Source organism: Arthrobacter sp. FW306-1B-G06A, assembly GCF_058781765.1.
Genome location: NZ_JBYSXB010000033.1, coordinates 42,039 through 64,451 on the forward strand (window position 1 = coordinate 42,039; position 22,413 = coordinate 64,451).

General features: G+C 62.2%; 19 protein-coding genes. 4 read left to right on the forward strand and 15 right to left on the reverse strand.

Annotated features, from left to right (window positions below; translation table 11 throughout):
* Window positions 1-1,455: a dihydrolipoamide acetyltransferase family protein gene (locus AC3WJM_RS16785; protein ID WP_492272439.1), complete on the forward strand. Its 1,455-nt coding sequence runs from the start codon at window positions 1-3 to the stop codon at window positions 1,453-1,455.
* Window positions 1,456-1,622: 167 nt separating this feature from the next.
* Complete coding sequence (locus AC3WJM_RS16790) at window positions 1,623-2,396, forward strand: SGNH/GDSL hydrolase family protein (protein ID WP_492272440.1); 774 nt, start codon at window positions 1,623-1,625, stop codon at window positions 2,394-2,396.
* Window positions 2,397-2,532: 136 nt separating this feature from the next.
* Here AC3WJM_RS16790 and AC3WJM_RS16795 read toward each other — a convergent pair whose 3' ends face one another.
* The 6 genes from AC3WJM_RS16795 to AC3WJM_RS16820 all read right to left on the reverse strand — a co-directional run bounded on the left by AC3WJM_RS16795 (window position 2,533) and on the right by AC3WJM_RS16820 (window position 12,240).
* Entirely contained in the window at window positions 2,533-4,227 is a 1,695-nt protein-coding gene (locus AC3WJM_RS16795; protein WP_492272441.1) for a right-handed parallel beta-helix repeat-containing protein, read from the reverse strand.
* A gap of 658 nt (window positions 4,228-4,885) precedes the next feature.
* Window positions 4,886-5,491, reverse strand: coding sequence for a YdcF family protein (locus AC3WJM_RS16800; protein WP_492272442.1), 606 nt, complete (start codon window positions 5,489-5,491; stop codon window positions 4,886-4,888).
* An 89-nt stretch (window positions 5,492-5,580) separates the two neighbouring features.
* Window positions 5,581-7,368, reverse strand: coding sequence for a sensor histidine kinase (locus AC3WJM_RS16805; RefSeq protein WP_492272443.1), 1,788 nt, complete (start codon window positions 7,366-7,368; stop codon window positions 5,581-5,583).
* Window positions 7,365-7,997, reverse strand: coding sequence for a response regulator (locus tag AC3WJM_RS16810; protein WP_492272444.1), 633 nt, complete (start codon window positions 7,995-7,997; stop codon window positions 7,365-7,367). Before AC3WJM_RS16810 ends, AC3WJM_RS16805 begins: the two co-directional genes overlap by 4 nt.
* Window positions 7,998-9,027: 1,030 nt before the next feature.
* Window positions 9,028-9,198 carry a hypothetical protein gene (locus AC3WJM_RS16815; protein ID WP_307053644.1) on the reverse strand — a complete coding sequence of 57 codons (171 nt, stop codon included), beginning with the start codon at window positions 9,196-9,198 and terminating at the stop codon, window positions 9,028-9,030.
* 1,536 nt (window positions 9,199-10,734) lie between these two features.
* A complete protein-coding gene (locus AC3WJM_RS16820) occupies window positions 10,735-12,240 on the reverse strand; it encodes an FAD-dependent oxidoreductase (protein ID WP_492272445.1) in 1,506 nt (501 codons plus the stop codon).
* Window positions 12,241-12,479: 239 nt separating this feature from the next.
* On the opposite strand from AC3WJM_RS16820, the gene AC3WJM_RS16825 reads away from it, so the two are divergent.
* A complete protein-coding gene (locus AC3WJM_RS16825) occupies window positions 12,480-13,124 on the forward strand; it encodes a TetR/AcrR family transcriptional regulator (protein ID WP_284989977.1) in 645 nt (214 codons plus the stop codon).
* 39 nt (window positions 13,125-13,163) lie between these two features.
* Here AC3WJM_RS16825 and AC3WJM_RS16830 read toward each other — a convergent pair whose 3' ends face one another.
* The 4 genes from AC3WJM_RS16830 to AC3WJM_RS16845 all read right to left on the reverse strand — a co-directional run bounded on the left by AC3WJM_RS16830 (window position 13,164) and on the right by AC3WJM_RS16845 (window position 17,199).
* Window positions 13,164-14,279: an EAL domain-containing protein gene (locus AC3WJM_RS16830; RefSeq protein WP_492272446.1), complete on the reverse strand. Its 1,116-nt coding sequence runs from the start codon at window positions 14,277-14,279 to the stop codon at window positions 13,164-13,166.
* Between the two features lie 139 nt (window positions 14,280-14,418).
* Complete coding sequence (locus tag AC3WJM_RS16835; protein ID WP_492272447.1) at window positions 14,419-15,237, reverse strand: class I SAM-dependent methyltransferase; 819 nt, start codon at window positions 15,235-15,237, stop codon at window positions 14,419-14,421.
* A 9-nt stretch (window positions 15,238-15,246) separates the two neighbouring features.
* Complete coding sequence (locus AC3WJM_RS16840; protein WP_059387207.1) at window positions 15,247-16,785, reverse strand: putative bifunctional diguanylate cyclase/phosphodiesterase; 1,539 nt, start codon at window positions 16,783-16,785, stop codon at window positions 15,247-15,249.
* Between the two features lie 39 nt (window positions 16,786-16,824).
* Complete coding sequence (locus tag AC3WJM_RS16845; protein WP_253257089.1) at window positions 16,825-17,199, reverse strand: DUF7793 family protein; 375 nt, start codon at window positions 17,197-17,199, stop codon at window positions 16,825-16,827.
* A 232-nt stretch (window positions 17,200-17,431) separates the two neighbouring features.
* On the opposite strand from AC3WJM_RS16845, the gene AC3WJM_RS16850 reads away from it, so the two are divergent.
* Window positions 17,432-18,247 carry an MBL fold metallo-hydrolase gene (locus AC3WJM_RS16850; protein WP_306959078.1) on the forward strand — a complete coding sequence of 272 codons (816 nt, stop codon included), beginning with the start codon at window positions 17,432-17,434 and terminating at the stop codon, window positions 18,245-18,247.
* Between the two features lie 16 nt (window positions 18,248-18,263).
* Here AC3WJM_RS16850 and AC3WJM_RS16855 read toward each other — a convergent pair whose 3' ends face one another.
* From AC3WJM_RS16855 to AC3WJM_RS16875, 5 genes are read right to left on the reverse strand one after another with little or no spacing between them, the layout of a single operon-like run.
* Complete coding sequence (locus AC3WJM_RS16855; RefSeq protein ID WP_492272448.1) at window positions 18,264-19,427, reverse strand: MFS transporter; 1,164 nt, start codon at window positions 19,425-19,427, stop codon at window positions 18,264-18,266.
* A gap of 25 nt (window positions 19,428-19,452) precedes the next feature.
* Window positions 19,453-20,064, reverse strand: coding sequence for a cation efflux transmembrane domain-containing protein (locus AC3WJM_RS16860; RefSeq protein ID WP_492272449.1), 612 nt, complete (start codon window positions 20,062-20,064; stop codon window positions 19,453-19,455).
* Window positions 20,065-20,088: 24 nt separating this feature from the next.
* A complete protein-coding gene (locus AC3WJM_RS16865; protein WP_492272450.1) occupies window positions 20,089-20,703 on the reverse strand; it encodes a cation diffusion facilitator family transporter in 615 nt (204 codons plus the stop codon).
* Complete coding sequence (locus AC3WJM_RS16870; protein ID WP_492272451.1) at window positions 20,703-21,662, reverse strand: cation diffusion facilitator family transporter; 960 nt, start codon at window positions 21,660-21,662, stop codon at window positions 20,703-20,705. The genes AC3WJM_RS16865 and AC3WJM_RS16870 overlap by 1 nt, the downstream gene beginning before the upstream one ends.
* On the reverse strand, window positions 21,659-22,072 hold the full coding sequence (locus tag AC3WJM_RS16875) for an ArsR/SmtB family transcription factor (protein WP_284989968.1): 414 nt from the start codon (window positions 22,070-22,072) through the stop codon (window positions 21,659-21,661). The genes AC3WJM_RS16870 and AC3WJM_RS16875 overlap by 4 nt, the downstream gene beginning before the upstream one ends.
* Window positions 22,073-22,413 lie beyond the last annotated feature (341 nt).

Below are 22,413 nucleotides of genomic sequence, written 5' to 3' on the forward strand. Positions count from 1 at the left end.
ATGAGCACAGAAATGCAGGTGTTCCTGCTTCCGGACCTGGGCGAGGGCCTCACCGAGGCTGAACTTGTCAACTGGCTTGTGGCCGTGGGCGACGAGATCCGTGTGGATCAGCCGATCGCCGAGGTTGAGACCGCCAAGTCCATGGTGGAGGTGCCCTCGCCGTACGCAGGCATCGTTGCCGTGCTGCACGGCGAGGCCGGTCAGACGCTCGATGTCGGGAAACCTCTGATCTCGGTGGCTCCCATTGGTGCTTCGGTTGCTGCTGAGCCTGTGCGTGCGCCTATGGAAGAAGAGGTTCCCGAGGCGCCCGCGGTGGTCGCAGCTGCAGAGACCTACCGGACCGAAGAGAAAGCCGGATCCGGAAATGTTCTCATCGGCTACGGCACATCCGGAGGTGGCGAGGCTCGTCGCACACGGCCGCGGAAGGTGTCTGGTGGTTCTGCCGTTGCCGTGACATCGGAACCCGACTTTGCCGAACTCTCCTTGTCCCGCACGCGGATCCCGGGGAAGCTCTCTGCCGTGATTTCTCCCTTGGTGCGGAAGATGGCCCGGGACCATGGGGTCTCACTGGACGCCGTGCCTGGTTCTGGGGAGAGCGGCCTCATCCTGCGCCGCGATATTGAGGCCGCCATCGGAGGGGCCACGCGCGATACGGCCCCCGTTGAGGTGCCCGCCGTTGTTCAGCCTTCCACCGGAGTCCAGCCGTCCACAGGTGCCCAGGATGCCCGTACCGGCTTGACCGTGGCTTCGCGTACTCCGGTCCGCGGGATAAGGAAGGCTGTTGCGGCGAACATGACCCGCAGCCGGTCCGAGATCCCTGAGGCAACGGTCTGGGTAGACGTGGACGCCACTGCACTTCTTGAGATGCGTGCAGAACTCAAGAAGCGGGATCCGCACGGCGCTCCCGGACTTCTCGCGTTCATCGCTCGTTTTGTCACAGCCGGGCTAAAAAAATTCCCCGAGCTGAACACACGGTTCGTCACCGCGGAGGACACGGCCGGCGGTGACATGCAGGAGATCATCGCTTTCGACGGCATCAACCTTGGCTTCGCCGCTCAGACGGACCGCGGACTCGTGGTTCCGTCGGTCCGCAACGCCCATTTGTTGAATGCCCGCGAACTCGATACCGAAATCCGCCGACTCACCGCCGCCGCACGTGACGGCAAGGCAACACCGACGGAGTTGGCCAGCGGCACCTTCACTCTGAACAACTACGGTGTCTTCGGCGTGGACGGTTCAGCCGCGATCATCAACTACCCCGAGGTCGCAATGCTCGGCGTAGGCCGGATCATCGACAAGCCGTGGGTGGTTGACGGACAGCTCGCCGTCCGCAAGGTAACGGAGCTGACGCTGGCTTTCGATCACCGAGTTTGTGACGGGGAAACGGCTGCCGGATTCCTGAGATATGTTGCGGATGCGATCGAGAACCCGGGGACGGTGCTGGCGGATTTGTAGCCCACATGCGACGGAGGCTGCTCAGAGAATTGCTGGAAGTCGCGCCCGTGTGCCGGATTCACTCAAACTCGACTTGGTCGACTGGTTGGAACGATTACTGGGTCTGATGCGCGGGCATACTAGATAGTGCGACTTAGCAGGTCATGCCGGTCCCCTAGAATCGAACCATGAAACTTTGGGGGAAATCTGCAACGATGCTGGCCATTGCGCTAGTTGTTACTGGATGCAATGGCGCGCCCAAGGAGGACCCTAGTGTCCAAGCGAAGGCTGACGCATTCTCAGCCAAGGTGAAGGCAGATATGAAGGCAGAAGCTGATGCTGCATCTGAGGCCAAGATCATCAAGCTTTCATTTCCCAAGGACAGGCCACTGTCGGTCTTTTATGCTGCTGATTCCTTGAGCTATAGCCTCTTCGCCAGCACCGAGGCGAACGGGTACCGTCTCCTTGTGAACGCTGAACTCCGCAAGCACGGACAAATCCTTGAGCAGCGCGCAACCAAGGCCGACCCGCAGGCGTTGTTCAAGGTCGGAAATGTTCAGGACGTCCCGAACTCGGGTGTTGACCTGGCCATCCTTGAACTTGGAACCAACGACATGGGGACCGCTGACGTCGCATCGAGAACCCCTATCGATCAGTTCCACAAGGACTATGTGGCGCTGGTCAATAACGTAAGGCGGTCCGTTGGGGTGCAGATAATCTGCGTTGGCGCATGGGGTGGACGCGGGCAGACCATCACGGACCCTTACGACTTCGAAATCCAGAAGATATGTGAGGCCACCGGCGGCAAATACGTTGATCTGACTGACATTTACGAAATGAAGGACACTTTTGGGCCCAAGGGGACGGCAACATGGCTCGGTCCTTCCGATAATTTCCACCCCAATGACAAAGGCCACCGCGCTATCGCTGACCTGATCCTGGAACGTATCAGGCTCAGCTAACCTCAGCGTCGAATCGGCTGCCAGGTTCCTTCGATATGTCGCCGACTCGCAGACGGTCGCCGTGGATCAGTATTTCAGGCATGAGTTTCAAAAACGTGGTCGTCGCGCCAAACTTTGAAGAGTACTGGCGACGGGTTTAACCTATGAGGCCGAGCGCTATGAGTTTTGTTCGGAGGTCATTGACCAACGCTTGTGTTGTTGCTGCGTCCGAAGCAGGCGCCCCAATCGTGGGACGAACAATCGGAATAGCGCCGAAGAAGGCAAGCTTATTGGTGGCATTTGCCCCCAATTTAGTTCCGCTTGAGGACCCAGTGGTCAGCACTGAACCGTCAGAAAAAGCGAATCCTTTGTGAAGCATCCCGACGGACACCTCAACATAGGAGCCTGACCGCCAAGTGGCGACACCAGGGTCATGGCTGAAGCCAGTCACATAAACAAGATTCGACACGCCGTTTCCTGCCGCCCGGATTCCCGAATGAGGCAGGTTGGTTAGACCGGCACCTGCGTAAAACGTCGGATTAATAAGCGAGCATCCCGGGGGGCCACCAACGATATCAATGTCGGGGTAGAGTCCGTCCGCGCTCTGGCTGTTGGAGGTGAACCTGCACTGGGTCAACGAGAGATTCTTGGCCTCGTTGTAGACACCACATTTGTAGTTTGTGTCAAAGAAGCAATTGGTGAACTGATTCATTCGCCCGAATGGAACGATCCGAGCGCCATTGCCGCCGTTGGAGAATATGTCGCAGCCGAAGAAGTGGTTGGCCCCTTGGTTTAGGAGGATCCCGTCCGCGCCATTCTGGGCGAAAACCGTTTGCACGAAACTATTATCGGTGCCGTCGAGGCGTACTCCGTTGCCTGCGCACCGCCAAAAGTGGCAATCGTTGACGCGGTTTGCGCGTCGGAAGCCTCCGAAGTAGGCTCCGTCGCCGCTAAAGAATCCAACGTAGACTCGCTCAATACTCCAGAAGGAATCGGCGCTGATTTTGGAATCTGCCATGTATATTCCTGAATGCGCATTAGCCTGGAAGGCTCGCGCGCCGTCGAGCATCATGTCGGCTATACGGACATTTCCCACGGGTCCGCCGGCCGAGTCATTGATGAGGCCTGGCGTGGTCATATCCGGCTTCGCGATGAGACGGGTTGTGCGCTGGTAGAACTCATAAGCCCACGCGCCGCGCCCCGCGCCAAGCAGTTGTGTGTTGTTTTTTAACAGCAAGCCCCCAGTGAGATAGCTCCCTCTAGGGAAGAAGACCTGCGTGTAAGAGTCATCATTGACTCCATCAAGTACCTTCTGGATCGCGTCGGTATCATCCGTGCCGTAGAGGTAGGGTGCGTTCGTGACGGTCGTCGAGGCCGGAGTCCCCAAAGTGACGGTGCCTGCACTCACGTAGGCCGCGATGACGGTCATCAACGTGGTGCCATTCGGTCCGGCGCCAACGGCCGCGAAAAACTTTCCAACATCGCTGGCTGCGAAGCCGCCGCCGAAGAAGGTGCTCGAACCGGATGAGATTGAACCTCCCGATGCATTTCGAACCGCGTCACCAACTGCCCCGTGGTCCTTTACGTTCACGATCAGTTCATCCTTGGCCACCATTCGTGTCAGGCTGGCAGCTAGTGAAGTCTGAGTGACATACGTCGTCGACAGATCGCTCGCGCTTGGTCCGGTCGATGCCAGATCGGCGGCAGCTTGGGCAGGGCAAGCCTCGAAGCTTGACGCTGCGAAGGCGCCCGTCATAGCAGTTGCCAGCGCTCCAAGCTTGAATAGGCCGCGGCGTTTGACACTTGCGCCACCCCTCAGCGGCGCACCTCGTTCCTCAGATTCCTTGTACATGACTGATCACAATCCCAGATGGTGTTAATAGGAGACCGTTGACCGACCAGGAAGAGCAGCGCAGGTGGACGGGAGCTTGAAGAAGCCCCGAGGTAGTACGCATTCCTACAGGTAGATCGACATGTCCAAACGCTAAGTGCGCGGGATTCCCCTAACCACAGTAGCTATTACGCCTTTTTTACCTTCCATACTCGCTTTTGCGGGCTGGGCTACGTATTTCATTCGATGCGATTAATCTGAACACTCGCGGCAGGAGCGGCGGAACCACACGCTATTTGCCGAAACTTGGCGTGCGATAGCGCAGCTGCATGGCTGGCCCTCGAAATTGAAAATACGGTCTGACGTGGGAATATGTCGAAAGAGCCGTGTCTGCGGAGATGCCCCGTGCAGGGGTTGGGCTTGTAAGGTTTGAATTTCCTTATGAATCAAGTACTCTACGTTCGGGGTTTTGGTTACTAAGGCGACTTACTAAAATTGCGCAAATCTTATGGAGAGCAACTGGTAATCGCCAGCGAGAACCGGGCGGTCGCGCAATCTCCTTGTGGATGGGACCTCGGCGCTATTATTCGAGTTACTTTATAAACAGGCTGGAGGAATTACTTTCCTTCCAGAGAATGCACTGGAAAATCCTGCGCCCAGCCTGACGTTCCTGTTTGACTCAGCAGTCCGGGTGGATCGCAACCTTGACGAAGGCCGCCGTCTGGTAGAGGTACTGGTATGCCCAGGAATACGTTGGGTCAGTCAAGGAAACCACCGGCACATCCATCCTGTCAGCGACCATATGCAGGTTTCCTGAATAGCAGCGGCTTACGATCACTCGGGCCCTTGTCACGTGGAACTGGGCGGTCAGGACGTCAGCGCTCTTCCAGCCATATTGATCCGAGAGGTCTTTTAGTGCCCGCGCTTCGCCTTGGGTAGTGAACGGATCGGGGTTGAAGCAGATGATCCGGTACGAGCGGTGATCGCCACATATCGCCGCTTCGAATCTGCCGTCTCTGCCCACCGGGCTTGAGACAGCAATGGTTGGCGCGTACCCCTGCTGCATTAGCTGTTCGGCATAGACCATGCGTTGGTCCGGGGGCCCGAGCACGAACAACACATCCGCGTGCTTCGGTTCGTCAGATGGCGGGGCTACGTACAGAAAGATGCCGGCAACGGCCCAGAAAATCGCCAAGGCTGCGATGACAGCAAACGAGCGAAAGAACAGACGCTTCTTTCGGGTAGGCGGTTTTGCCTGTATTTCGTGATCGCGGAGAAGAGTCATACCGTCCTCTGACCAATGCGGGATGTGGGCGGCAGCGCTGCACTGGATCTAAGACTACTATCTGCTAACCCCAAGACCCATCGGCTGACTCATTGAAGGACCACCCGGAGGACGACTTTCTCGCCATCCCCGCTGAGTGTCACTTCCTTGGACAGGGCCTGAAGCGTCGTCATCCCGAGGCTGGGGCGGATCGGTCCTCGGAGCCGGCCGGGGGAACTGATGCTTATGTGAATGGCTCCGGTGCCCGCAACTGCGCGCCCCAGGTGCGGCTCGCCGGCCGATATCGTGACCCGGACATTGTTTCGCTCACCGTGGCGGATGGCGTTCGTGAATCCCTCCGAGAGCACTTCGATGACGGCCTCAGCCCGGGCGGGGTCCTCGTCGCACAGCACCCACACAACGGGGTCAATGTCGCACCCCAGCTTCAGCACGCGCCCCCAGGTACTCAGCAGGTCCCGGATACTGGACGCTCCGCGCACCGACTGTCCGGCCGAGTCCTCCAAGATCTCACTCTGCGCAGCAGCCACGGCGCTCGCCAGGATGTCCCTGACGTCCTGCGGGGGCAGATCCTCGTCCGCATCGTTCTCTCTGGAGCCGTCCAGGGCGAGGGCGCTCGAAACCAGGCTTCCCTGGAGCTTGGTGTGCAGGACCCTGGCGACGCTCCGGCGGGTGTGAAGCAGCTTTTGGTGCGCGCGGTCCGCTAGCTTGAGTAGCTCGTTGAGCGAGCGTGCCAGCCTGACTTCGTGCCGCCGTCGTTGGCGTTCGGCGGCTCGAAGAACCGCCACGGTGAGCGCAGTCAGCGGATAGGCCCAGAGGGCGGACCAGTAGAAGAACTGGGCATAGCCGAACGCCTCCTGTAGGAGGCAGGTCACCGACGCGCCAAGTGCGGACGTGCCCGCGTAGCAAAGGGTCATGGCGGAAATTCGCCGCAGGGGACTGGCGATCCTCCGTACCGTCCGGGCGGTTGCCGCGTTCCCGACAAGCAGGATGGTTCCGCCCACAACCCACTGAACCAGCAGGAAGAGGAGGCCGTATTCCGCTAGCACGCGCACAGCGATGAGCGATTCGAAGAGCAGCACAGGCAATGCGAGCGGCACTGCCCGGATCAAATGCGTGAGTCCCTCGGCGGGTTCTGCGCGGGAAGGCGGCCGCGGAGGGGGTGCCTCAGGGAGCAATGGGGTGTGGTCGTGGAAGAGTTGGTGGCTCATCGGGCGGACGACTTCATCGGAGATGGTCCGCAGCAGGCGTGAGGCCTCGGACCGGTCGAGGGTTGCGCTCATCCGGGCAGAGAGGACCGTGTCAAGGCGCTTGGAGAGTTCGGCGACATAGTCGGAACGGATCGAGCGCAAGCGATGCTCATCGAATCCGAGCTGCGCCTCGATCGCAGCCTGGGCAGCGCGGAGCCGGCGTTCAAGCAAGGCATGCCCGCGGATGGAGTCCGTCAGCATCGCGATCGCCGAGAGGAAGACCAGTGCCGCGCCGATATTGATGAGGACGCGGGCCCAGAGATCTTCACTCAGATCCGCGATATTCAGGGTCCGCGCAGACCAAGCCACCAGGAGCGGGCGGCAGGCGCCCAGGAACGCGAAGGTGCCGAACGCCGTCGTAATTCTGCCTTTGAGGCTCGGGCGAGCCGAGATCAAAGGGCGAAGGAGTATCCCCAAAAGGCCAAGCACCACGTGCACAAGAAACACGACGGCCGTGCCGGAACTTTCCTCAGCCAGCGGGACCGATCCCGTCCCAGCGAGCGTGACCGACCCGGCAAACATATTCATGACTGTCAGCGCCAAGGGCAAGGTCAGAAGCCACGACCAGAAGCTCAAGGCATTGTTACTGCCGATACCCCGGGCCCAGAGCGCAGGGGAGCGGCCGCTCATTGATTGCTATCGGCAGGGGCCGGCAACCCAAACGTGCGGGAGTACAGCGTGGCCGCGGCAACCCGCGGATTGACGTCCGGATTCCGGTTCAGGCCAAGGGCCTCGAACGTGCGCGAGACGGCCTTCTCCACGGAGCGCATGCTGCTTCCCCGTTGTTTGGCGATTTCAGCGTTCGACCATCCCTCCGCGATCAAGCGCAGGATATCCAGCTGTACGCGGGTCAGCGCGCCGAGCTTCGCTGCGCCCGACGCCACAGGGGGAGTCACGGTCACGGGAAGCTCCACCAGGGTCGAGTTCACCGCGCTGATGAGGCCGTCCACGGAGTCAAGGGACGACTTGTTGACGAACGTTGATCCCGCCGGCAACTCGGAAAAGGGAGCTTCCGACGGATAGTTGGTCAGGAAAACGATGGCGCACCCCGGGGAGAGCGACTTCACCACGTGCGCCAGTTCGACGCCGTTGGGCCGGGTTCCCAGGTCGATGTCAGTCACAAGAACATCGGGATCGACGGCGGCGAACATGGATATGGCCTCTGACGCGGAGGCACAGTCATGCACGTCGAATTCCGCGCCCCTCAAAGCCTCGGCAACAAGCCCGCGCATGAACGGCTGATCTTCGACAACCAGCACCCGCCGAACCCACCCCATAGCCCCCATGGTTGAAGGGTATCCGAGCACACCGAGTGATTCACCGGCAGCAGCCAGTTGTTACGGCTCAGGACAGATCACGACGGCGGCGCTTGCGTTGTGTTTCGCGACGCCGCCTGCCGGAGTGCTCGCCTCAGGCTTCGGCCTCAGTGGCGGAGGGCGATCGTGACTACGAAGATTGTGGCGGCGCCCAAAATAGCCAATCCAACGTAGGACAGCTTCCGCTGAAACCTTCTCCGACGCTCGCGCCGTTCATCCCTGGCCAGATATCCCGTGCTGTAGTTCCCCATGCCGCGAGGATAGCCCCGGTGAATTTGCGCTCGCCTCCAGGGGTTCGGTTATTGCGACCGGTTTGGCTGCCCGCCTGCTCCGGGGTAGCGCGGCTGACCACTCAATTTCGCAGCGATCACCACTCAAATTCGCAGGGATTACCACTCAAATTCGAGCAAACGGCCACCTATCGGTCCTTTTCGACGATAGCGTTCGTTGTGGGTTAGCCGCCCCCGGAGTGGGGTAGCCGCCCCCGGATGGTGCGCCCGATACGTCAGCCCCCTGAGATACCGGGCGTGAGACTTTGCTTTCGGAGCAGCCAAGTCTGTGGCCGGCCAAACCGACTGGCCGGCCACACCATTCGACAGGATGGACTACCGGTTACTGTGTCCCATAGTCCATCCACCCAGAACCCCGCCCGCGCAAACTATCACGCCAATAATGAGTAGCCGGTTTCTTACGTGCGCAAAAATATGTGGTGTTTGCAATGTTCATCACCAGAGCGGCCAGACTGACTAAGAGTGCTATGCGGTACGCGGCTGACCGGTGCTGCGCTGACCGGCAATAGCCCACACCAACGCAAGCACGGACAGCGCAGCCCCCAGAAGCGGGTGAAGGACTGTCAGGACGCCCCCAATGACCCCGACAATTACGCACAGTCGGGAAAACCGGATGCCGCTTTCGGTACCATTTACGTTCGCGGTCAATTTGAAACCCCTGTCCTAGTAGATCTCACCAGAATTCACGAATCCGGCTCGCGGTAAGCGTGCACCATAGGGTCGGCGTGATCCAGCTCGGCTGCGCGCGCACGCGCGGCCTTCTTCCTCCGGTGAAGTACTACTTCATTGATCACGTAGGAAACCAGGACCAGAGATGGCAAGAGGATTTGAAGCCACAGGTCCCAATTGGTCATAAAAAGGGGCGCCAAGGATGCTCCAAACATCGGCGCATGCGCGCACGAGTACCATTTCACGATTGCCTTCTCTCAGAAGCCGCAGTCTCGACCAGGCATATCCCGGAGCGGAGCGGACGGTTTAGAAAGGTTGATTCCATAGCACTTTGTGGCAACCAGCCTGGCGCCCCTGAACGCGCCACTGATGATACCGATGGCCGATATGGCTCCGCTAACACCGCTCACCCTACAAATCAGATTCACGACCGTTGCGATCCATCCGGTTAGCTTGCTGAATGTGCAGCCTACCCACGTTCCACCGACGAACACCGCGGCCGAGAGTCCCGCTAGCACCTGCAACTCGGCGCCGGTGAGAGCGAGGACTGGCCACGGTACCCACTGAATACTCGGATCGGCCGTTAGGGGAAATGCGTTCGAGGAATTGAAGTCAATGTGCTGAACTAAGGTATCGTCCTCAATCCTGAACGTCGTCGGCACCGGTTTGCCGTCGGCGTCGAATGCCCATGGAGAGACAAAGGTGCTTGTGACTCTTCCCGCGGCGTCTCGAATGAGGACCGAACCGTCAGCTTCCACCTTTGCGGTGGATCCGGCCGCGAGAGCTAATGGGAATCGGTAATCGCGCAGTGCTTTGTCCGATTCGACCGTGATCAGCGTTTGCGAGCCGTGTGGGGTGCTGTAGGTGGTCGTTGTCGCGCCGGACAGGGCGGTTGTTAGAAGTGGTGCGCCTTCGCCAATAAAGTGCCCGATCGGGACGCCCTTAAGCTGGGCAGGTCTCGTCTCTGACTTTTTGCCGGGAACGGTAATCCGTACCGCACCCGAGGGGGATTGCGTTTGGACTGCCGCGGTTCCGGGGGCGTTCCCGTCAAAAATATGTAGACGTCGCAATTGAGGCTCCTATTCATATAGGTGCCCCCTGAGACCCGCAGCTTGCAAGAAATCATACGGTCTTTTTGCCTTTGTTGGAAGGGAATTTCGAGCAAAACTCGTCTTACGTGAGTTCTTAAATTTGCATTTCAAAAGGAGGATTAGCGAGTCGGCTGTGGTTAGATTTCTCGATCTACGCCTCGTTGGTCTCTCGCAGTTCCCCCGGAAGGACACGGGCCGCGAAGCCTTCCGGCGGCCCGCGCGGGGGACTAGGATGCCGGAATGAAAGTTACGTTGCTCCGCGGGGAGGGCGATGGCCGGCCCGATTGCCCGCATCAATTCGTCGGTCGCTGCGATGATTGCCGCGACGCCGAACGAAATTCGGGTGGCGAATCGGTTGGCCTTGAGCCGGCGGGCCCCAGCGAATAGTCGGCGTGGAGCCCCCGAGAGGTGTTCTTCGTCGGTACTTGCTTCGAATAAGTAGGTGGAATCCATGAGGATTACGTGATTGGGCGGGGTCACGTCGGCGGCGCGCTGGCGCGCTGGAAAGTCTCATCGCCCTGACCTCAACGCTCGACAGGGGAGAACTCGGGCCGTCCTTTTACCGCTTCAACCGCCCAGGCTAGTTGGCGGCACGCTTAGGCCTCAACCCAAGCTGAGGGGCGCAGCCCCCTACTGCAGCTTGAACAAATTGTGCGTCGCCGGCCCCTCCAGCAGCTTGCCTGCCGCAGAGTAACGGGAACCATGCAGGGGGCAGTCCCAGGACTTTTCGGCGTCGTTCCAGTGCAGGATCCCGCCCAGGTGCGCGCATTCCGCCGACACCCTGCACACCACGCCATCCACCGTGCAGATGGCCGCAGGTTTCCCGTGGAACAGTCCCGTGACGCCCGTGCCCTCGGCGGGGTGGGTTTCCTCCGTGATGGCCGGTTTCTCCTTCAAGGCGGCCTTGTCCCGGAAATTCTGCTGCTGGGTCTCCACGTTGAGCGAAATCGTCGACGCTGCGCCGCGGGGACCTGTCACCCGGTGGTGGATGATGCGGGCCCACTCGAGCTTTTCGCCACGGATATCGGCGGTGATATCCAGCGCCGCCGCAACACCGTTTGTCATGCCCCACTTGTTGTAGCCGGTGCCGAAGAAGATCTTCCCGTGGCCCCGGGGGAACCGGCCGAAGAACGGCATGAGGTTCCCGGCCTGGTAGTCCTGGGCAGCCCACGTGTGCGTCACCTCGGCGCCCGGATAGTGCTGTTGGGCCCAGCCGAGCAGCTCATTCACGTGCACCTGCGTCGACGGCGCCCGGCCACCCGCATGCCCGAACCCGCCCACCAAAAGCAAGGTCCCGCCGTCGGGCATTGGATAGTCCCTCAGCGAGCGGGTGGGCGGCTCGGCGGAAAGGTACATTCCGGGAGGAGGGCTCATGCCGTCCGGCAGCCGCAGCGCGGCAGCGTACGAGCGGTTAGGCCGCAGCTTCGCGAAGTAGAGCCCGCGGTTCAGGATGGGTGTCCCGGTGGCGAGCACCACGTAGCGGGCGCGGACCTCGCCCTTCCTGGTAACCACGGTCAGGGGATCGCCGTTGCGGACGTTCATGACGCGGATACCCTCCACGATGCTGCCGCCGGCGGCCCGGACATCCGCAGCCAGCGCATCCAGGACGTCCATGGGGTTGAACTGCGCCTGCTTCGCAAGCCGCAAGGCGGCGTCGACGTCGAACGGCAACCCGGTCTCGCGGGTGGACTTGACGTTGAGCCCGCACGCCCGGGAAGCGTTGGCCTCGGCGACAAGGTGTTCCGCGCCGGTGGGTGTGGTGGCGAAGGTGTAAGCATCCCGGTACTGGAACGGCGCACCCCGGCCCTCGAGGTAGTCGAGCAGCCATTTCTGGCCTGCCCGGTTCGCGTCAACGTAGGCGCGGACCACGTTCACCGAATACTGGTTCCGGAGCCTGGACAGCGTGGTGCCCTGCAAAAGGCTCAACTTGGCCGTGGTGTTGCCGGTGTTGACCGCCCCGATATGTCGTGCCTCGAGGACCAGCACGCTGCTCCCGGTCCGGGCCAGCATGAGGGCCGTGGCCAGGCCCGTGATTCCGGCGCCCACCACGACGGCGTCGTACGTGTTCCCTGGCGTGAATTCATCGGGGCTCGCGGTTGCGGAAGCCTCGCGCACGTCTAGCCAAAGAGAAGTCATAGCAGTCCCACGTCCCTTCAGCCGGGGCGCGGCCCACACCGGATTTAGCGCGGCGGCGGCCCGGTAGTGCCAGAGAACCAGAAGGCCGCAAGAGAAGCAATAGGCATCCTACCCAACGCGGGGTCACTAACGGCCCATGTTGCTGCCCGACATGGGCCGTAAGTGACCCCGCGTTGGCGCAAGAAGGGCTTTGACAGACCGGTCTGTCTTGGCGGGGTACGAGTAAGATTGCTCTTACCATGAGCACGCCAGATGCCTCGGAAGCACCCGGTCCGTCTTCATCGCCAGCCGGACAAACCACCACCCGTGATGACGCGGTGGATCGAATCCTGGACGCCGCCTACGAACTGTTCTCGCGGCGCGGGATCCGCGCGGTCGGCGTCGACCAGCTCATCGAGCGTTCAGGGGTGGCGAAGGCCACCTTCTACCGCCACTTTCCGTCCAAGGACGATCTGGTTCTTGCATTCCTCGCGCTTCGCGACCAGATCTGGACCGTGGACTTGATCATCTCCGATGCCCGGAGCCGGGGAGACACCGCCGAGGAGCAGTTGCTCGCCATCTTCGACGTCTTCGGGGACTGGTTCCAGCGGGAGGACTTTGAGGCGTGCTCGTTCATCAACGTCCTGCTCGAAATGGGCCGTGAGCATCCGCTGGGGAAAGCCAGCATCGGCTACCTCGCCAGGATCAGGGGACACATCCAGGAACTGGCCGAGGAAGCCGGGCTGGAACGGACTGAAGAGTTCGCACGCTCTTGGCACATCCTGATGAAGGGCTCCATCATTTCGGCCACCGAAGGCGACGTCCTGGCGTCAAAGCGCGCACAGCAGATGGCGGCCTGGTTGATAGAACAACACCGAGGCCCGGATCGGCCTGTAGCTGCCTGAGTTATCCGAAGCGGCGGCCCTTTTGGGGGTTCGCGACCGTCAGCTGCGAGTGGTTCTGCCGCGACCGCCGGGGGAGGCGAGATGCCGGGAGCGCCCGCCCCACTTTGCCCATTCGCTGGGCTGCACCGAGGGCCGCCCAAGGTGATACCCCTCTCCGAGGGTTACTCCCAGATCCGCAAGAGTGGCGAGTTCGTCCTTGGTTTCGATGCGTTGGGCAATCAAGGCCGCCCCGATCTCCCGCGCGAACGCGACCTCGGCCTCGACGAGTTCCTGCCGGAGGGAATCCTGGTTGAGACCCGCAGTCAGATTCCGCTCCAGCTTGATCATTTCCGGCTTGAGCCGAAGGATATGGCTGGCCCCGGCGAAGAAGGAACCCGTGTTTTCGATGGACAAGCGCACGCCAGCACTGCGCAGCGGAGCCACCGCGGCGTCGAGCGAAGCGGCCTGCTCCTGGGGGAACTTCCCGGAGACTTCAAGGATCACCCGCGCGGGAGCCAGCGGCGTTTGCTCGAAAAGCCCAGGAAGGCGCGGGTCCAGGCAGACCTCGTCGGAAAGTTTCAACGCCACGAAAAGGTGGGGCGGGAGCTTCAGCGCGGCCTCAAGCCCCGACTCCAACGCCGCGAATTCGAGATCCGTTCGGAGCCCCGAGTCCTCAGCCTCTGCGAACCAGTAATCGGCAGGGTCTCCGCTGTCGCTGACGAAGCGGGTCAAAGCCTCGGCGCCGACCACCGTGGACGTACTGAGGTCGAATACGGGCTGGAAAGCGGTCATCAGCATGTGGTCGCGGAGCACCGCCTCAAGACGCGCGCTGCTTGGGTGCTGGCTGATTGCGTGCTCGGACTCCGGCGCGTCTTGGGCGGCCGGGTTGTCCTGTGACTCCGGCTCGTTTTGCGGGGCCGGCTGTTCCGACCTGAGTGAAGACAAGTGTTCCAGCAGCGCCTCTTCCGGACGCCCAGGGTGGGCAGCAATGTGCCGGCGAAGTTCCTCGCGCACCGCATCTGTTGCTTGCGAAGAGTCCCCTAAGACTTCATCGATGATTTCCAGGACCTGGAGGCGCAGCCCGCGCAACTGCTCGAGGGGTGGCTCCGTAGCCTCCGGACTAGCCGGCATCCCTGAATCGGTCAATGCACGAGCAGACGGTTTGCGCGTCGACATGAATCATTCCTTTGCCTTGAGTTCCGGCTGAGCCCGGGACCTGCAACAAAGCAAACACTACAGCCGAACAATCCGGTCGCCCCGGATTGAAATGAAATCTTCATAGGGATGTAACGCCGCGCTGCGCACCTGGGCGCAGTTACACCCGATTGTGATCTGTTCCGGAATTTTCCGCGCCGGCCAGGAGTGCGTAGTATCCCGGAACCCACTGCGGAAGGCCGCCGGCGTTCATCGGGACCACCTCGATGTTCATCGGGCCGTCCGCAATCAACTGCCAGTCGGCATCCGAAAAGGCGCGGTGCCGTTCCGCGGCACCGAAATGCCCGGGCCTGGGAAGGTTCTCCAAGGCGCGCCGCAGTTGCAGGGGAATGCTTTGCCGGGTGGCGCCGAGCTCGGTCAGGTAGCCGAGGCTAGTTCCGCGGAAGTTGGTTTCGGCCAGTAACACCCGGCCTCTGTTCCCGACGGCGGTCCGCAGGTTGGCGGCCATGGCGGCCTGCTTGCCGGGTTTCAGGACGTGGAAGACTCCGCGGACAAAGACGTTGGCGGGCCCCAGCCGCTCCAACAGGACCTCTCCGGCACCTGCCGAAGCCGCATCCAGAACCATGAAGTCGGCATTGTGGACGCCTTCCGCTTCCTTGCGCGCCATCTCGATCGCCCCGTTGGACACGTCGATTCCGAGAACCCGTGGAAACAGGCCGGCAAGCCAGCGGGTGTGGGTGCCGTTGCCGCACCCGACGTCAACTACCGGAAGAGCTGGATCAAAGTGGGCCGCGATCGCGTTGGAGTACTGCGCATGCTCGGCCGCGGAGTCGGAGTCCCAAAGCACATCTCCGGAACGGCCAGTGGTGCGGATTCCGCGCCAGTATCCTTCCCACGCGGTGTCCGGATTTCTCGGTGCCCGGGAAGCGAGGCGTACTACTGTGGGGACAAGCAACATCTGGTCCCAAAGCTTCGACATGCGCTAACTCTACAGACGCCGTGCGGGCCGGCGGAGTTGACGCGGTATTTCGGAGGGAGGCCCCGGATAGCCGAAGAAGTAGCCTTGCCCGTAGAGGCAACCCATGGCCTCCAGCTGGGCCGCCTGCTCGGCGGTTTCGATGCCTTCCACGGTTGCGTTGAGCCCAGCAGCGAAAATCAGCTGCAGGATGGCGGAGACGAACTTTTGCTGCCGAGGGTCCAGCTCCATGTCCTTGATGAGGGACTGATCGACCTTCACAGTGTCCGCCGGAAGCGACCTGAGGTAGCTGATTGACGAATAGCCCGTACCGAAATCGTCGATTTGCAGCCCCACGCCGAGCTCCCGTAGCCCGCTCAGGACCTGTTCCTGCACGGTTTCACGCGACATCAGGACGGTCTCGGTGATCTCCAAGATCAACCGCCGCGGATCCACGCCATATTTGGCCAGCGTGGCCTTGATGTCCTCCAGCAAGTCGGTCCGAAGCAGTTCGGCGGCGGAAAGATTGATGTGCAGGCAGAAATCCGTCAGCTCCGGGTCTGTTTGGCTCCAGCGGCTCATTTGGGCAAGACCTTCATGCAGCACCCACCGTCCCAGCTCAAAGATCAAGCCGGTTTCTTCTGCGATGCCAATGAAGCTGCCCGGCATGATGGTTCCGCGAACAGGGTGATGCCATCGGAGGAGGGCTTCCACCCCGATGACGCGGCTGGAAGCCAACTCGACCACCGGCTGATACACCAGCCCCAACTCGCCTCCGGCAACAGCGGTGCGTAGTTCGGCGGTTATTCGCGACCGTTCCTGAACGGCGTCGAGCATGTCCGGGTGGAAGAGTTGGACATTATTCCGGCCCCGAGCCTTTGCCTGATACATGGCAATATCGGCGTCGCGCATCAGCGCCTCTGCCCGGTCCCCGGGCTTGCCGATGCAAACGCCGATGCTCGCCATCGCCCAGACCGTTTCTATTCCGATGCTCATGCTGTCCTGCAGATACTCCGATGCGCGGTGCGCGATCCGAAGGATCTCCCCTTCCGTGGCCCCGGTAATGAGAATGGCAAACTCATCCCCGCCCAGGCGGGCCACAGTGTCCTGCTCCCTGACGGCCGAGCGGAGCCGTTTGGCAACTTCCACCAGCACGGCGTCACCGGCGCTGTGGCCCAGGATGTCGTTGATGGCCTTGAAGGAGTCCAGATCCAGGAGCAACACGGCCGGGGCTTTTCCGCCGTCCGTGCTGGACAGGGTCGCTTGCTGGATCCGCTCGGTAAGCAGTGTCCTGTTCGCGAGGCCCGTCAGGGCATCTGTCTTGGCCATCTGTTCCAGCTCAACCTGCGTTCGCCGCAACATAGCCGTGCGGGCGGCCACCCGCTGCTCCAGATCCGCATGGATGTGGCCCAGCTCCTCCGCGAGCAGGTTGACTCCGGTGATGACGGCGTCAATGTCGTCACGATGCTTCGACGGCTCAATGCGTGCGTCCAGATCGCCGGCAGCCAACCGGACAACGCCGTCAACCAATAGCTGCAGGCGCGGATCCTCAACGCCCTCTCTCGAGGTCACGTATTCTCAGCGGGCAGCAGCAAGAAGCACATCCTGGGCTCAGGAACCCGCATTAAGCCAGTCCAGGGCCTCGCTGCGCGATGTGAAGAAACGGGTGGGGCACGGCGGGACGTGCACTCCCAGGAAGAAGTTCGCCAGGACCCGGTCAACAGGCGACGAGCCCAACAAAGCGATGCGCGAAGCGCCGCAGGGAATGGACCACACACCCCGGGCCTCCCGGCTAACGGAAGCGACCGTGGCCATGTCTACAAGCATGGGATGCTGCTCCTGTTGGCAGAGCTCGTTGACTTTCGCCATGGCTGCCCGCGCATCCTCAACCTCAATGGCGACCCCGCGCCGCCAGCGCAAATGGAGAAGACCGTCGACGCCCAAATCGACACTGGCCTTTTCACCGTCCGAAGTATCCGGTAACACGATCATGTCCTCCCCAGGCAGGCGGCCGAACCCAGCTGCAACTAGTTAACAAGCAGCAATCGCCAACCCCGATAGCGTAGCTCCCCGCGCATTGCTCCTCAAGCCTTCTCAGTGCGCATCGACCGATTTCGAACGGCCCGGTCTCAACTGTGCCTTTCCTCCCGGTCCTCCCAGCTCTACGTGGGTAGAATCGAGGCCTGAACACTGCCGGAACGTATCAGACGGAGAAACAATGTCAGCATGGCTCGAAGTCGGCCCTAACAACTACGTGTTGGAGACCGAAGGGTGCCTGCTAAACACGGGCCTCGTTGTAGGTACGGAACGAGCCATGGTGATCGACACCGGTTGCGGCCCCCGCCAAGGCCGGCAGATCCTCGCCGCAGTCCGCGAAAAGACCCAGCTGCCGCTGGTCGTCGTGAACACCCACGCCCACTACGATCACTACTTCGGCAACGCCGTTTTTGCCGACGACGGCGTCACCGAGTTTTGGGGGCACGTCAACTGTGCGGCGACAATCGACGACGACGGCGACCACCAGCGCCGCTTCGTCGCCGCCACCGAACCGGAGATGGCCGCGGGCCGGGGCGACGCCGTCGAACTCGTCATTCCCAACGCGATCGTCAAGGATCAACCCGTCCTAGTTGACCTCGGCGGACTCACCGCCACCCTGTTCTACCTGGGCCGCGGCCACACCGACGGCGACCTCCTGGTAGGCACGCCCAGCACCCTTTTCGCCGGTGACCTCGTGGAACAAGGCGCGCACCCGTCGTTCGAGGACTCCTACCCGGAAGACTGGGCAGATGTCCTGCGGCACATCTCGGCGCTGCGCCACCGCTACGAGTTCCTGATCCCCGGCCACGGCAAGCCTTGCAGCGACCAGTTCGTGAAGACCATGGCAGACACCATGTCCACAGCGGTACGTCAGGCTAGGCAGTCGATCCGGGACACGCCGTCGGACGCTACCAAAGCGATCCCGGTGCTTCCCTACGGACCCGAGCAATCACGCTGGTTCATCAAGCGGCTCCAGGAGACGCAAGCACACCACTAAGGGGTGTGCTTGAAGGTCAGGTTCGATTGAGCCTCGGTGCGCTTGCTGCGCCTACGAGCAGCGCGATCGCGCCCAGGCCCAGCGGCAGTCCGCCAAGGGTGGCGAGGCTTCCGACTATCAGCGGTCCGCCCGCGTCGCCGAGTTCCCTGCCGAGTTCGGCTGAACCCATGGTCCTGCCCATCCGTTCGTGGGGTGTGGTGTCGGCCAGATGGGCGAACGCGAGCGGGGTAGTCGTTCCGATCCCGGCCCCGATCAGCAGGGCGGCGATGAACAAGGTGATGGGTCCCGGTGCGGCGGCCACGATTCCGATGCCCGCGGCGGTGAGCAGCAGCCCGGCCCTCATCCCCGCTGCGTCGCTGATCCCTTGCACGTCGCGGCGCGTTCCGACCCAAGGCGAGATGATGGCCGAAGAGATGGCCAGCACGCTCACTGCGGCCGTCCCGGCGACGGGATCAAGTCCGTGCCGGGTCGCCAGGGCGGGCAGGAAGCCGATGGCGGCACCAAGGGCGCCGGTGGATGCAGCAAGCACCGCCGTGGGCACGAGGAAACGCCGTTCGGTGATCTGCCGGGCGAGGTCCAGGACGGTGTATCTGACGCGGGGAACCGGTTCGAACCGTGGCAGGCTCACAGCCACCCAAATGGCCGTGGCCGCCGCCAGGGCCGACAGGGCCGCAAAGAGCAAGGCGAAGCCGCCGGCCTGGATCAGTCCGGCTCCGAAGAGCGGGCCGAAGATATAGCCGAGGCTTTTCCAGGATCCATAGCGGCCAAAGAATTTCCCGGCGTTCTTGCCGCCGGCCAGCCGTGCCACGGTGGCCGACGAGGCGGGGGAGAATGCCGCCGCGGATGCGCCCTGACCCAGGCGGGCGAGGCCCAGCAGGAGCGGATCCGCGCCCCACAACCCCACCAGCGAGAACGCGGAGAACGCCAGCAGGCCCCCGACGATGACCGGCTTGGGCCCAATCCGGTCACTGAGGACACCAAAGACGGGTTTGAGAAACACCTCGGCCAGGTCGTAAACGGCCAGCAGGATGCCCAGGTTCAGCAGGCTCAGGCCGATGTTCCCGCTCTGGGCTCCCATTCCTGCGGCGATGCTGTGGGCGCCGAAAGCGGTCACGAATCCCGCTGCATAGAGAGGAAGGGTGGGCCCGTGGATTGTCCCGGCCGGGCTGGTGCGGCTCACTGGTGCACCCGGTAGACAAGGTGATTCACGGGGTGCCCTTGTGTTTGAGGGCGTGCCGGGCCTCAACTGCGGCGTAGTAGATGATCACGACCCCAGCCAGGGGATCGGCCCACCACCAGCCGAAAAGGGCATTCAACGCGAGCCCGGCCAGCACCGCGCCGGCCAGGTAGGCGTCCACGAGGGTCACCTTTCCTTCCGCGCGGAGTACGGGATTGCCCAAGCGCTGCCCGGTGCGGATCTTGCCCCACGCCAGGGCAAGCATCACCACGAAGGTCAGGGCCGTCCAGACGATGCCCAGACCCGAGGTTGCGGGGCGGACGCCGGTGGCAAACACAACGGCCACCTGGATGAGCAGGTAAGCGCCCAGAATGGCAAAGGCGATCCCTATCAGGCGCATCGCGGGGGCTTCGCGCTCTTTGTGGGCACCCTTGAGCTGCCACACCACCACGATCGAAGCGAAGATCTCGATCAGGGAATCCAGGCCGAAACCGGCCAGCGCCGGGGAGCCGGCTTGAATGGCGGCGGCTGCCAGGACGCCCAGGCCCACCACATTCCAGCCCAGGGTCGCGTATTCAAGCCGCAAACCGCGGCGCAACAAGAGTTTGCGGACTTCGCTTGTGTCGTTAATGCTGGCCATGGGTGTCCTTTGTCTTGGGGCGCGCTAGCAGCAGTCTTCACCCTTCCACGCTTCGCGGCCTTCTTTGACGGCCACGGCGGCGATGATGAGGCCAATGACGGGGTCAAGCCACCACGCGGCGAAGACCGCATTGCCGGCCAGTCCGATCAGGACAGCGGCGGCCGTGGCGGCACAGAGCAGGTTCTGGGTTCCTTCACCGGCAGTGGCCCCGGAATCCAGCCTGGCGCCAAGGCGCTGCTTGGCGACGCCGAGGGCAGGCATGATGAGCAGGCTCGCCGCCGTGAGCACGATGCCCAGGACGCTGTTCCCGGCCCGGTGTCCCGTGGCCAGATCGATGATCGACTGGATTCCGATGTACGGCGCCAGGAGCCAGAAACTGATGGCGACGGCCTTTTGGGCGCGGCCTTCGGCGGTTTCCGACATTGTGCGGGAGCCGGTGAACCGCCAGATTACGATGATGCTCGCCAGGCCCTCGACGGCGGAGCTGAGCGCCCAGCCGATCAGTGACACGGAGCCTGCCGTACCGCCGGCAAGCAGTCCGAGGGCTCCCTCCAGGACCATCCAGGCCAGGCTGAACCAAGACAGCAGCCGGACGATACGGGCGTCCTTGATCCAGGCGGCCTCCGGGACTGTTGTCATCAGTGGGTTCCGGTTTCGTGCACGGCGTGGCCGGCGGGTTCGAGCTGGAAGGTGGAGTGTTCGACGTCGAAATGGCCGGTCAAGCAGCTTTGCAACTGGTCAAGGATGAGCGGGGCGTGTCCATCGTGGAAGCAGCTCTCATCCAGGACGACGTGCGCGGAGAGGGCAGGAAGGTCGGAGGTGACCGTCCAGACGTGCAGGTCGTGGACGTCGTGCACGTGCCCGGTTTCGAGGAGGTGCGCCCTGACCTGGTCCAGGTCGACACCTTCGGGTGCGCCTTCCAGGAGGATCCTCCCGGAGTCCCGCAGCAGTCCCCATGCGGCGTGCAGCATCAGGGCCACCACAATGAGGGAAGCGATCGCGTCCGCACGGGTAAAACCGGTGGTCAGGACGACGAGCCCGGCGACCGCCGTCGCAATGAATCCGTAGAGGTCGGTCAGGATGTGCTGGAAGGATCCTTCAACGTTCAGGCTGGACCGGTTGGCTTTGGCCAGCACCCACACCGCCACGAGGTTCACGATGATGCCGAAGATCGCGACGATGAGGACAGGGCCGCCCTCAACCGGTGGCGGATCAAGGAGGCGGTGGATTGCCTCCACGGCCACGAGGGCGCTGATGACCAGCAAGGTGATTCCGTTGGCGGCCGCGGAGAGGATTTCGGCACGCTTGAATCCGAACGTCCAGATTCCCCGCGCCGGACGGGCCGCGAGGTTGATCGCCCACAGGGAGGCGGCGATCGCCCCGGCGTCGGTGAGCATGTGCCCGGCGTCCGAAAGCAGCGCAAGCGAGCCGGAAAGGATGGCGACAATCACCTCGACGATCATGAACCCGACAATCAGCGCCAACGCGATCACCAGATAGCGCCGGTCCGCGTTCGCTGCTATCGCGTGGCTGTGGCTGTGGCTGTGGCTGTGGTGCTTGGCTGGGTTGCCCGCCGTGTCATGGTGGTGGTTGCTCATTGGCCGCTGTCCTTCTTGGCCGTGCGCTCGGGATGAACGGCGACGGTATGTCCTGTGTGGGTCAGGCCCAAGTCCAACAGCATCCGCACGTGGGCATCATCCAGACGGTAGTAGGCCATCCGGCCGCGCCTCGAAACGGAAACCACCCGGTGGGCGCGCAGAAGCCGCAACGCATGACTGACTGCACTCTCGCTCATCGCCGTCGTCGCTGCGAGGTCGCATACGCACAGCTCGCCGCCCTCCAACAGGGACGTCAGCAACCGTAAGCGTCCCGGATCGCCCAGCAATGAGAACACGTCCGCCAGCTCGGCAATGTCGTGATCCGAGGGCAGGGCCGCCCGGACGAGTTCGACCTTGTCCGGGTCAACAAGTTTCACACCGCATTCATCGACGGCTTCACGAACAGCCACGGGGCCTCCAACATCTGAACAGGTATTCAGGTGTCAGTATAGGGGACACGGTCCTTAGCCGGAGGCTGCCAGTGGGGAACTTCGCAACAGTTATCCCGTTTACGGCGGCAGCGGGTTGCGCTTGCCTTCTTAGCGCGAGCAGGCAGCAAATGCCCACGGGGAGCGATTTTGCGGGCATCAGCTGCCAGCTCGCGCCGTTACTCGTTTCCACTACTTGGATGCTGAGGCACCCCCGCCTGCCCAACACTCGAAAACTACTTGATTGAATCTTTAACCAAACTTCGAGAAAAGCTTGCGGGAACCTTGCGGCTTCCTAAAAAACCTGCCCGAAAGTAGAGGAC

Excerpts from the sequence above, each read along its gene's own strand:
- AC3WJM_RS16860 (WP_492272449.1), bottom strand. The coding sequence starts at position 20,064 with ATGGCCAGCATTAACGACACAAGCGAAGTCCGCAAACTCTTGTTGCGC.
- AC3WJM_RS16820 (WP_492272445.1), bottom strand. The coding sequence starts at position 12,240 with ATGACTTCTCTTTGGCTAGACGTGCGCGAGGCTTCCGCAACCGCGAGC.
- AC3WJM_RS16825 (WP_284989977.1), top strand. The coding sequence starts at position 12,480 with ATGAGCACGCCAGATGCCTCGGAAGCACCCGGTCCGTCTTCATCGCCA.
- AC3WJM_RS16785 (WP_492272439.1), top strand. The coding sequence starts at position 1 with ATGAGCACAGAAATGCAGGTGTTCCTGCTTCCGGACCTGGGCGAGGGC.
- AC3WJM_RS16870 (WP_492272451.1), bottom strand. The coding sequence starts at position 21,662 with ATGAGCAACCACCACCATGACACGGCGGGCAACCCAGCCAAGCACCAC.
- AC3WJM_RS16830 (WP_492272446.1), bottom strand. The coding sequence starts at position 14,279 with ATGTCGACGCGCAAACCGTCTGCTCGTGCATTGACCGATTCAGGGATG.
- AC3WJM_RS16800 (WP_492272442.1), bottom strand. The coding sequence starts at position 5,491 with ATGACTCTTCTCCGCGATCACGAAATACAGGCAAAACCGCCTACCCGA.
- AC3WJM_RS16850 (WP_306959078.1), top strand. The coding sequence starts at position 17,432 with ATGTCAGCATGGCTCGAAGTCGGCCCTAACAACTACGTGTTGGAGACC.
- AC3WJM_RS16795 (WP_492272441.1), bottom strand. The coding sequence starts at position 4,227 with ATGTACAAGGAATCTGAGGAACGAGGTGCGCCGCTGAGGGGTGGCGCA.
- AC3WJM_RS16790 (WP_492272440.1), top strand. The coding sequence starts at position 1,623 with ATGAAACTTTGGGGGAAATCTGCAACGATGCTGGCCATTGCGCTAGTT.
- AC3WJM_RS16805 (WP_492272443.1), bottom strand. The coding sequence starts at position 7,368 with ATGAGCGGCCGCTCCCCTGCGCTCTGGGCCCGGGGTATCGGCAGTAAC.
- AC3WJM_RS16815 (WP_307053644.1), bottom strand. The coding sequence starts at position 9,198 with ATGACCAATTGGGACCTGTGGCTTCAAATCCTCTTGCCATCTCTGGTC.
- AC3WJM_RS16865 (WP_492272450.1), bottom strand. The coding sequence starts at position 20,703 with ATGACAACAGTCCCGGAGGCCGCCTGGATCAAGGACGCCCGTATCGTC.
- AC3WJM_RS16835 (WP_492272447.1), bottom strand. The coding sequence starts at position 15,237 with ATGTCGAAGCTTTGGGACCAGATGTTGCTTGTCCCCACAGTAGTACGC.